This is a genomic window from Delftia tsuruhatensis NBRC 16741, from assembly GCF_001571325.1.
Classification (GTDB): domain Bacteria; phylum Pseudomonadota; class Gammaproteobacteria; order Burkholderiales; family Burkholderiaceae_C; genus Comamonas; species Comamonas tsuruhatensis.
This window is the reverse complement of the sequence record NZ_BCTO01000077.1, coordinates 1-10,856: the sequence shown is the minus strand read 5'-3', so window position 1 is coordinate 10,856 and position 10,856 is coordinate 1. Positions and strand designations below refer to the sequence as shown.

At 68.9% G+C, this 10,856-nt stretch carries 8 protein-coding genes; all 8 read left to right on the top strand.

The window, feature by feature from the left end:
- Window positions 1-184: 184 nt before the first annotated feature.
- The 8 genes from DTS01S_RS27100 to cydX all read left to right on the top strand — a co-directional run bounded on the left by DTS01S_RS27100 (window position 185) and on the right by cydX (window position 10,824).
- Window positions 185-1,327, top strand: coding sequence for an ABC transporter substrate-binding protein (locus tag DTS01S_RS27100; RefSeq protein ID WP_016450177.1), 1,143 nt, complete (start codon window positions 185-187; stop codon window positions 1,325-1,327).
- Window positions 1,328-1,424: 97 nt separating this feature from the next.
- Window positions 1,425-3,215, top strand: a complete 1,791-nt coding sequence (locus DTS01S_RS27095; protein WP_026062604.1) for an acyl-CoA dehydrogenase — start codon at window positions 1,425-1,427, stop codon at window positions 3,213-3,215.
- A gap of 60 nt (window positions 3,216-3,275) precedes the next feature.
- Window positions 3,276-4,235, top strand: a complete 960-nt coding sequence (locus tag DTS01S_RS27090; RefSeq protein WP_012204314.1) for an NAD(P)H-dependent flavin oxidoreductase — start codon at window positions 3,276-3,278, stop codon at window positions 4,233-4,235.
- Window positions 4,236-4,527: 292 nt separating this feature from the next.
- On the top strand, window positions 4,528-6,168 hold the full coding sequence (gene cydD, locus DTS01S_RS27085) for a thiol reductant ABC exporter subunit CydD (RefSeq protein ID WP_017406270.1): 1,641 nt from the start codon (window positions 4,528-4,530) through the stop codon (window positions 6,166-6,168).
- Window positions 6,165-7,850 carry an amino acid ABC transporter ATP-binding/permease protein gene (locus DTS01S_RS27080; protein ID WP_017406271.1) on the top strand — a complete coding sequence of 562 codons (1,686 nt, stop codon included), beginning with the start codon at window positions 6,165-6,167 and terminating at the stop codon, window positions 7,848-7,850. Before cydD ends, DTS01S_RS27080 begins: the two co-directional genes overlap by 4 nt.
- Window positions 7,851-7,891: 41 nt before the next feature.
- Window positions 7,892-9,478: a cytochrome ubiquinol oxidase subunit I gene (locus DTS01S_RS27075; RefSeq protein WP_016450181.1), complete on the top strand. Its 1,587-nt coding sequence runs from the start codon at window positions 7,892-7,894 to the stop codon at window positions 9,476-9,478.
- Between the two features lie 18 nt (window positions 9,479-9,496).
- Window positions 9,497-10,648 carry a cytochrome d ubiquinol oxidase subunit II gene (gene cydB / locus DTS01S_RS27070; protein WP_017406272.1) on the top strand — a complete coding sequence of 384 codons (1,152 nt, stop codon included), beginning with the start codon at window positions 9,497-9,499 and terminating at the stop codon, window positions 10,646-10,648.
- 50 nt (window positions 10,649-10,698) lie between these two features.
- On the top strand, window positions 10,699-10,824 hold the full coding sequence (cydX, locus tag DTS01S_RS27065) for a cytochrome bd-I oxidase subunit CydX (protein WP_012204319.1): 126 nt from the start codon (window positions 10,699-10,701) through the stop codon (window positions 10,822-10,824).
- Window positions 10,825-10,856: the final 32 nt, after the last annotated feature.

The window sequence follows — 10,856 nt, the reverse complement described above, 5'->3', positions numbered from 1 at the left end:
CGGTGCCCGAGCTGGTGCAGGCGCTGTAAGCGACCAAAGCTGAAAAATGAGGGGCACAAGGCCCCTCTTTTTCCGTCACGGATGCCGGGATGGCCCGCTGGTCATGGTTCGCGGCAACGACTACAACAACGGCTTTGGCCGCCAGCGGGTGCTGGCAATGGCATGAACCGAGAGGGAGATTGAAATGAAGATGATGCGCTTGCGCCTGGCCCGCACGGCCGTGGCCTTTGTCTGTGGCGCCATGGCGCTGGCCGCCGAGGCCAATGCCTGGGTGGTGGGGCAGGTGGCACCCATGTCGGGAGCCGGCGCGACGCAGGGCCGGGCCTATGCCCAGGGCATGCGCCTGTACTTTGACCAGATCAACAAGGCCGGCGGCGTGCAGGGCCAGCCCGTGCAACTGGTCACGGTGGACGATGTGGGCCACCCCGATGAAACCGTGGACAAGACCCGCAAGCTGCTGGACGAGTCCAAGCCCGTGGTGCTGGCCGGCTACTTCGGCAACCGCAACATGGCTTCGCTGCTGGACAGCAAGCTGCTCGACCAGTCCCAGATCTCCCTGGTGGGTTACCAGAGCACGGACACGCGTGTGCTGAGCCATCCCCAGATCTTCAGCACCCGCGCCAACCTGCCCGAGGAAATGGCCAAGATCGCCTCGCACCTGGCCACCGTGGGCATCACGCGCCTGGCCCTGCTGCATGACGAACGCCCGGATGCCAAGGCCGTGGCGGAACTTGTGGACAAGGCGATTGCGCCTTCCAAGGCCAAGCTGGTGGTCAGCGCCTCGCTGAGCACGGGCAAGGGTGCCATGGACAAGGCCGTGTCCCAGTTGCAAAAGGCCCAGCCTTCGGCGCAGGCCGTGATGGTGGTGGCCTCCAGCCCCGTGACCTCGGCCTTCGTCGAGGCGTACCGCATGGCGGGCGGCACGGCCCAGATCTACGCGACATCGGAAGCCGATATCGAGCAACTGGCCAAGCGCCTGCCCGTGGAGTTCATGAGCGGCCTGTCCATTGCCCAGGTCGTGCCCAGTCCCTACAAGGTGACCATGCGCCTGAACAAGGAGTTCAGGGACGCGGCCACCGCTGCCGGCAAGTCGCTGACCGTGCCGGTCAGCTACGCCATGATGGAAGGCTATGTGAACGCCCGCGTCATCGTGGAGGCCATGCGCCGCACCCAGCCGCTGACGCGCGAGAAGCTGGCCGCTTCGCTGCGCGGCCTGGACGCCTTCGATCTGGGCGGCTACTGGGTTACCTATCGTCCGGGCTCGCAGGCGGGCTCGAAATTCGTGGATTTGTCCATCGTCAACGCATCGGGCCGCGTCACGCAATAACGCAGCAATGCAGTAGTGCCGTGGCGGCGCGCCCGCTGTCCCAGGTCGCCGCGCGCTGCGCGCCGGCGGTCCAGGCTCTGTTCAGGAAGGTTCAACAATGACTTACTCGGCTCCCCTCAAAGACATGCTGTTCGCCATGGAGCATCTGGCCCAGATCGACCAGGTGGCGCAGTTGCCCGGTTTCGAGGAGGCTGGCCTCGAGACCGCCCAGGCCGTGCTGGAGGAATGCGCCAAGCTGTGCGAAGGCGTGGTGGCGCCGCTGAACCTGCCGGGCGACGTGGCGCCTTCCAGCCTCAAGGACGGCGTGGTCACCACCACGGCGGGCTTCAAGCAGGCCTTTCGCCAGTACGCCGAAGGCGGCTGGCAGGGCCTGCAGCATCCGCAGGATTTTGGAGGCCAGGGCCTGCCCAAGACGATTGGCGCGGCCTGCGTGGAAATGCTCAACAGCGCCAACCTGAGCTTTGCGCTGTGCCCGCTGCTGACCGACGGCGCCATCGAGGCCCTGCTGACGGCCGGCAGCGATGAGCTCAAGGCCACCTATCTCGAGAAGCTGGTGACCGGCGAGTGGACCGGCACTATGAACCTGACCGAGCCCCAGGCCGGCTCCGACCTGGCCCTGGTGCGCACCAAGGCCGATCCGCAGCCCGATGGCAGCTACAAGGTCTTCGGCACCAAGATCTTCATCACCTATGGCGAGCACGACATGGCCGAGAACATCGTCCATCTGGTGCTGGCCCGCGTGGCCGGGGCGCCCGAGGGCGTCAAGGGCATCAGCCTGTTCGTGGTGCCCAAGTTCCTGGTCAACAAGGATGGCTCGCTGGGCGCGCGCAACGATGTGCACTGCGTGAGCATCGAGCACAAGATGGGCATCAAGGCCTCGCCCACAGCCGTGCTGCAGTACGGCGACAACGGGGGCGCCATCGGTTACCTGGTGGGCGAGGAAAACCGCGGCCTCGAATACATGTTCATCATGATGAACGCGGCCCGCTACGCCGTGGGCGTGCAGGGCATTGCCGTGGCCGAGCGCTCCTACCAGCATGCCGTGGCCTATGCCCGCGAGCGCGTGCAAAGCCGCCCCGTGGACGGCAGCGTGAAGGCCAGCGCCACCATCATCCACCACCCCGATGTGCGCCGCATGCTCATGACCATGCGCGCCTACACCGAGGGCTGCCGCGCCATGGCGGCCACGGCCGCCGCGGCCTACGACGCATCCCACCACCATGCCGATGCCCAGGTGCGCGAGGCCAATGCGGCCTTCTATGAATTCATGGTTCCCCTGGTCAAGGGCTACAGCACCGAGATGAGCCTGGAAGTCACCAGCCTGGGCGTGCAGGTGCACGGCGGCATGGGCTTCATCGAGGAGACGGGCGCCGCCCAGTACTACCGCGACGCCAAGATCCTGACCATCTACGAAGGCACGACCGCCATCCAGGCCAATGACCTGGTGGGCCGCAAGACGGCGCGCGATGGCGGCCAGACCGCGCTGGCCATTGCGGGCCAGATCGAGAAGACCGAGGCCGAGCTGGCCGCCAGCGGCACGCCTGAGGCACTGGCCGTGGCCCGCCAGCTGGCCGCTGCGCGCCAGGCCTTCGTGGAGGCGGTGCACTTCGTCTCGGGCCAGGCCAAGGCCGAGCCCAATGCCGTGTACGCCGGCAGCGTTCCCTACCTGATGCTGGCGGGCAACCTCGTCGCAGGCTGGCAGATGGGCCGCGCCCTGCTGGCGGCCGAGCAGCTGTTGCACAAGGGACAGGACGAGGCCTTCATGCGCGCGAAGATTGCGACGGCGCGCTTTTATGCCGAGCACATCCTCGTCAAGGCGGCGGGCCTGCGCGATGCCATCGTGCACGGCGCAGGCAGCGTGATGGCACTGCCCATGGACGCCTTCTGACCCGGCGCTCCCGCACGGCACAACGCAGACAGAGACACCGAGAACCAACGGAGACAACGCATGTCCAAGCTTCCCCCGGCGCTGAAGAAACTGGCCCTGCCAGTGATCGGCTCGCCGCTGTTCATCATCAGCAACCCCAAGCTCGTGATCGCCCAGTGCCAGGCCGGCATCGTGGGTTCCATGCCCGCGCTCAACGCGCGCCCGGCCGAGCAGCTCGAAGACTGGCTGGCCGAGATCACCGAGACCCTGGCCGCCTGGGACAAGGCCCATCCGGACCGGCCCTCGGCGCCGTTCGCCATCAACCAGATCGTGCACAAGAGCAATGACCGGCTCGAGCACGACATGCAGATGTGCGCCAAGTACAAGGTGCCCATCGTCATCACCAGCCTGGGTGCGCGCGAGGACGTGAACCAGGCCGTGCACAGCTGGGGCGGCGTGGTGCTGCACGACATCATCAACAACAAGTTCGCGCACAAGGCCATCGAAAAGGGGGCCGACGGCCTGATCGCCGTGGCGGCGGGCGCGGGAGGCCATGCGGGTGTCAAGAGCCCGTTCGCGCTGATCCAGGAGATCCGCGAATGGTTCGACGGCCCCGTGGCGCTGTCGGGCTCCATCGCCTCGGGCGGTGCCATCCTCGCGGCCCAGGCCATGGGTGCGGACTTCGCCTATATCGGCTCGGCCTTCATCGCCACGCATGAGGCGCGTGCGCACGACGCCTACAAGCAGGCCATCGTGGACGGCACGTCCGACGACATCGTCTACAGCAACCTGTTCACGGGCGTGCACGGCAACTACCTGGCGCCGTCCATCCGTGCGGCAGGCCTGGACCCCGACAACCTGCCCGAATCGGACCCCAGCAAGATGAACTTCGGCGGCGACGCCAAGAAGGCCTGGAAGGACATCTGGGGCTGCGGCCAGGGCATTGGCGCCATTCGCGAAGTCACGGGTGCGGGCGAGCTGGTGGAGCGTCTCAAGCGTGAATACAACCAGGCGCGCGACCGCCTGCTGTCCACCCCGTAAGGTCGGCAGAGCCCAGGACGGGCTCTTCTCCTACTCTGCCAGACGGCGCCTTCGGGCGCCGTTTTCTTTGGGTATTACCCACGCTGTGCGGGTCCGGTCCTCGAAGTTGTTTGCGCAAAACCTCTTGCGCACGCTTGACTGCTTCACTCGGCTTCCCCCTACGAGCGACTTGCCTGGAGCAAGTTTGTTTAGAATTCTTTGCGTAATTTCAGTAAATACTGAAATTACAGAATAAATGAACAAACCTTGTACCCCGTCATTGCCTGAGTTCCACCAGCTGGCGCGTCGTCCGATGGCGGGTACGGGGCGCCTGGTGCTGGCCTCGCTGCTGTGGCTGCCCCAGGCGGCGCTGCTGGCGCTGGCTGTGCAGTCCATGGCCGATGGCGCAGGCGTGGAGCCGCTGTGGCCACTGTGGCAGCTTGCGGCCGGCGTTGCGCTGCTGGGCGGGTTGCGCGCCTGGTGCGATGCCAGCGGCACGCGCCGCGCCAATCTGCAGGCGCGCAGCCTGGTGAGCGCGCTGCGCGCGCAGGTGCTGCGCACGCTGGCGGGCACCTCGCCGCTGGACCGCCAGCGCGCGGCCTCGGGCCAGGCGGCCAGCGCCATGGCCGAGCAGGCCGAGGCCATCGTGCCCTGGCTGTCGCGCTACCAGACCGCCATGTGGCGCGTGCGCACCGTGCCGCTGGTGATTGCGCTGGCCGTGGCCAGCCAGAGCTGGGTGGTGGCGCTGATCCTGGTGGTGGCCGCGCCGCTGATCCCGCTGTTCATGGCCATCGTCGGCTGGCGCGCCAAGGCGGCCAGCCAGGCGCAGATGGTGGAGCTGGGCGGCATGAACGCCTTCCTGCTTGACCGGCTGCGCGGCCTGTCCACCCTGCGCTCCCTGGGCGCGGTGGATGCCACGGCGCAGCGGCTGCGCGCCAATGCCGAATCCCTGCGCGAACGCAGCATGCGCGTGCTGCGCATCGCCTTTCTGTCCTCCGCGGTGCTGGAGCTGTTCTCGGCCCTGGGCGTGGCCATGGTGGCCGTCTACGTGGGCTTTCACCTGCTGGGCCATCTGCCCTTTGGCAGCTGGGGCCAGACACTGAGCCTGGGCCAGGCGCTGTTCGTGCTGCTGCTGGCGCCCAGCTTCTTCGATCCCCTGCGTGAGCTGTCTGCCGTCTGGCACGACCGCGCCAGCGGCGAGGCTGCGCTGCAGGCCCTGGGCGATCTGGGCCGCGATGCGCAGCCGCTGCCGGGCGCACTGGCTGCGCCCGGCAGGGCGGCCGGCCAGGCCTGCGCCCTGCACCTGGAGCAGGTGCGGCCCCAGGCGCCAGGCGGCGCGGTCACGCTGCCGGCGCTCACGCTGGACGTGCGGCCTGGCGAGCATGTGGCGCTGTGGAGCCCCAGCGGCAGCGGAAAGTCGCTGCTGCTGGCGCAGATTGCCGGCCTGCTGCCGGTGGCCGAGCCTGGGCGCATCCATATCGACGGCCAGCTGCTCGACGGCGAATCGGCCGGACGGCTGCGCGCGCGCATGGCCTGGATGGGGCAGAGCCCCCATGTGTTCGCCGGCTCGGTGGGCGAAAACCTCCGGCTGGGCCGCCCGGGATTCACCTTCGGCGAGCTACGCCAGGCCTTGCGGCTGGCCGGTCTGGGCAAGCTGGCCGAGGCCCGTGCCGGCGCCACGCTGGGCGAGGGCGGAGCCGGCCTGTCGGGCGGGGAGATCGTGCGCCTGGCACTGGCGCGCCTGGCCCTGTCGCGCGATGCAGGCCTGCTGCTGGTCGATGAACCCACGGCCCACCTGGACCCGGCCACGGCCGCCCAGGTCACCGATGCCCTGCTGCAACTGGCACGCGGGCGCACGCTGATCGTCGCCACCCACGATGCCGAGCTGGCCGCCGCCATGCACCGCGTGGTGGAGCTGGCGGGCCATGCCGCCCCGCAGGAGCTGGCCGCATGAAGCCCCGCTCCACCCTCCGGCCCGTGCTTGCCGCCCTGGCGCGCATGGCGCCCCGCCGCCTGTGGCTGGGCGGCGCGCTGCTGGCCCTGCTCACGGTGCTCATGGGCATGGCGCTGCTGGGCCTGTCGGGCTGGTTCATCACGGCCACGGCGCTGGCCGGGCTGGTGCCGGCCACGGCCATCGTCTTCGACGTCTTCATGCCCTCGGCCGGCATCCGCCTGCTGGCCCTGGGCCGCACGGGCACCCGCTATGCCGAACGGCTGGTCACCCATGACGCCACCCTGGCCGTGCTGGCCGCCCTGCGCGAGCGGCTGCTGCGCAGCTGGGCCACACCCGCCGCCGCCCTGAGCCTGCGCCTGCGGCCCGCGCGCCTGCTGCAGCGGCTGACGGCCGACGTGGATGCGCTGGACAGCCTGTACCTGCGCCTGTTCGTGCCCTTGCTGGCCGCCACGGGTGCCACGCTGGTGGCCGCCCTTGCGCTGGGACTGATGCGCTGGTGGCTGGGCCTGGCCTTGGCTGCGTGGCTGCTGGCCACGGGCCTGGGCAGCGCCCTGTGGCTGGCCCGCAGTGCGCGCCGGCCCGCCGTGCGCCGCGCGCTGGCGCTGGAGTCCCTGCGCGCCCGCACGGCCGACCTGGTGGCCGGGCAGGCGGAGCTGGCCATGGCCGGCACCCTGGCCGCGCATTGCGAACGCATTGCCGCCCTGGACGCCCGCGTGGCCGAGGCCGACGCCGCACTCCACGGCCTGGAGGCCCGAACTTCCTTCGTGCAAGGCCTGTGCGGCGCCCTGGCCCTGGCCGGTGTGCTGCTGGCCGTAGGCTGGCTGGCCGAGGCCGGCCTGCTGGGCGCCCCCGTGGCCGCGCTGGCCCTGTTGCTGGCGCTGACGGCCATGGAGCCCTTTGCGGCATTGCGCCGTGGCGCGCTGGAGGCCGGCCGCAGCTGGCTGGCCGCGCGCCGGCTGGCGCCTGCCCTGCGCGATGGCGCTGCGCAAGGCGCCTGCGAACCGGCTGCGCCCAGGCAAGGCTTGGCGGTTGAGCTGGAGCAGGTCGTGGCACCCCGTGCCGCCGTGCTGGCCCAGGACATCCGTATCGCCGAGGGCGAGCGTGTCGCCCTGCTGGGCGCCAGCGGCGCGGGCAAGACCACGCTGCTGTCCCTGATGGCCGGCGAGCTCCAGCCGCTGGCCGGCGCCGTGCGTGCCCGGCGCTGCACCTGGATGACGCAGCGCACCGAACTGTTCGAGGACAGCCTGCGCGACAACCTTTTGCTGGCCTGCCCCCAGGCCGCCGAGGACACGCTGTGGGCGGCGCTGGAAGTCGCCGGGCTGGCCGGCGATGTGCGGGCCATGGCGCAGGGCCTGGACACGCGGCTGGGCGAGGGCGGGCTGGGCCTGTCCGGCGGCCAGGCACGGCGCCTGGCGCTGGCGCGGCTGCTGCTGAGCCCCGCGCGCTGCTGGCTGCTGGACGAAGTGACCGAGGGCCTGGATGCACGCACGGCCGCCGACCTGCTGGTGCGGCTGGACAGTGCAGCCCGGGGCCGCACCCTGGTGCTGGCCACCCACAAGCTGCGGGAGGCGCAACTGGCCGACCGGCTGCTGTGGGTGGAGCAGGGCCGCGTGGTGTCCGAGGCGCTGCGCGGCACACCGCCGTTCGAGGCGGCCCTGGCGCGCCTGCGGCAGGACGGCTGATCAAGGATTTCACCAAGTACCCCGAGAGAAAGGATCTCACCATGGACCTCGACATCGTCGATCTATCGCGGCTGCAGTTCGCGGTAACGGCGCTCTACCACTTCCTGTTCGTGCCGCTGACCATCGGCCTGGCCGTGATCATCGCCATCATGGAGACCGTCTTCGTGATGACGGGCCGCACCATCTGGCGCGACATGACGAAGTTCTGGGGCACGTTGTTCGGCATCAACTTCGCCATGGGCGTGGCCACGGGCATCGTGATGGAGTTCCAGTTCGGCATGAACTGGAGCTACTACAGCCACTACGTGGGCGACATCTTCGGCGCGCCGCTGGCCATCGAGGGGCTGATGGCCTTCTTCCTCGAAGCCACCTTCGTGGGCCTGTTCTTCTTCGGCTGGGACCGCCTGAGCAAGGTGGGGCACCTGGTGACCACTTGGTGCGTGGCCCTGGGCTCGAACTTCTCGGCGCTGTGGATCCTGATCGCCAACGGCTGGATGCAAAACCCCGTGGGCGCGGCGTTCAACCCGCAGACCATGCGCATGGAGGTCACCGACTTCTTCGCGGTGCTGACCAACCCCGTGGCCCAGGCCAAGTTCGTGCACACGGTCTCGGCAGGCTATGTGACGGCGGCCATCTTCGTGCTGGGCGTCTCGGCCTGGTATCTGCTCAAGGGCCGGCACATCCAGCTGGCGCGCCGCTCCATGACGGTGGCCACCTCGTTCGGCCTGGCCGCCGCGCTGTCGGTGGTGGTGCTGGGCGATGAAAGCGGCTACCTGTCGTCGGAACACCAGAAGATGAAGCTGGCCGCCATCGAGGCCATGTGGGACACCGAGCCCGCACCGGCCGCCTTCACGGCCTTCGGCTTCCCCGACAAGGCCGCACGGGAGACGCACTACGCCGTGCACATTCCCTGGGTCATGGGCCTGATCGGCACGCGCTCGCTGACCACCGAGATCCCCGGCATCAACGACCTGGTCCAGCGCACCGAGCAGTACATCCGCAACGGCATCGAGGCCTATGGCGCGCTGGAGGCCATCCGCGCCGCCGGCCCCACGGGCCAGGTGCCGGCCGAGGCCAAGGCCGTCTTCGAGGACAAGGGCGGGCAACTGGGCTACGCGCTGCTGCTCAAGCGCTACGTGGACGACCCGCGCCAGGCCACGGACGCGCAGATCGCCCAGGCCGCCTGGGACACCGTGCCGGCCGTGGGGCCGCTGTTCTGGGCCTTCCGCATCATGGTGGGGCTGGGCATGTTCTTCATCGCGCTCACGGCGGCCTTCTTCTGGCTGTCGGTGCGGCGCAGGCTGGACGCCCATCCGTGGATGCTCAAGCTGGCCGTGATCGCCATTCCCCTGCCCTGGATCGCGGCCGAGTGCGGCTGGATCGTGGCCGAGGTGGGCCGCCAGCCCTGGATCATCGAAGGCGTGCTGCCCACGGCGCTGGCCGTCTCCAACCTGGGCGCGGGCACGCTGCTGCTGACGATTGCAGGCTTCATCGCCATCTACTCCGTGCTCTTCGTCATCGAGATGAAGCTCATGGTGAAGGCCATCCGCAAGGGACCGCAGGAGGAAAGCGCACCGCACCTGACCACCTACTTCCCTCTGATGCAAAAACTCGCCCGCGGGCAATGACCAAGGGAGATTGTCACCATGATTCTTCACGAACTGATCAGCTACGACATCCTGCGCCTGCTGTGGTGGGGCCTGCTGGGCGTGCTGCTCATCGCCTTTGCCGTCACCGATGGCTTTGACCTGGGCGCTGCCGCGCTGCTGCCGCTGGCGGCCAGGACCGACGTGGAGCGCCGCGTCGTCATCAACTCTCTGGGCCCGGTCTGGGAAGGCAACCAGGTCTGGCTCATCCTGGGCGGCGGCGCCATCTTTGCGGCCTGGCCGCAGCTGTATGCCGTGTCGTTCTCGGGCTTTTACCTGGCCATGTTCGCGGCCCTGGTGGCGCTGATCCTGCGGCCCGTGGCCTTCAAGTTCCGCAGCAAGCGCGAGGAGCCGGCCTGGCGCGCGCGCTGGGATGCCGTGCTGTGCATGGCCGGCGTGGTGCCCGCGCTGATCTTCGGCGTGGCCCTGGGCAATGTGCTGCAGGGCGTGCCCTTCCGCCTGGCGCCCGACATGCGCATCTACTACGAGGGCACGTTCTTCGGCCTGCTCAACCCGTTTGCGCTGCTGGCCGGCCTGGTCTCGCTGTGCATGCTGCTCATGCATGGTGCGTCCTGGCTGGTGTTCAAGACCGAGGGCGATGTGGCCGCGCGCGCGCGCCGCCTCGGCATGGTGGCGGCCGTCGCCACCACGGTGCTGTTCGCGGCGGCCGGCGTGTGGCTGGCCGCGCTCAACGGCTACCGCATCACCAGCGAGGTCAACACCACCGGACCGTCCAACCCGCTGTTCAAGACGGCTGCGCTGCAGGCGGGCGCCTGGTTTGCCAACTACCAGGCCCGGCCCGTGCTCTGGGCCGTGCCGGCCATCGGCCTGCTGATGCCGCTGCTGGCGGCGCTGGGCCTGTGGCTGCGCCGCGAGTGGCTGGCCCTGCTGTCCAGCGGCCTGGGCATTGCCGGCATCATCGCCAGCGTGGGGGCGTCCATGTTCCCTTTCATCCTGCCCTCGTCGCTGAACCCGCAGCACAGCCTCACGGTCTGGGACTCTTCGTCCAGCCATGTGACGCTGTTCATCATGCTGGTGTGCGCGCTGATCTTCGTGCCCCTCATCGTGGCCTACACCAGCTGGGTCTACAGCGTGCTGCGCGGCAAGGTCGACCCGATGGCCATCATCGAGGGCCGCGGCCACTCGTACTGATCCACCGAATCAAGCAACGACATTCAACGTCAAGAAAAGGACACAACACCATGTGGTACTTCGCCTGGTTGCTCGGCCTGCCGCTGGCGGCCGCCTTCGCGGTGCTCAACGCGATGTGGTACGAACTGATGGACGACGAGGCCACGCGCCGCGAACTCCTGGCCCGGGAGAAATAAAGCTCCCCCTGAGGCGCTTCGCGCCTTCCCCC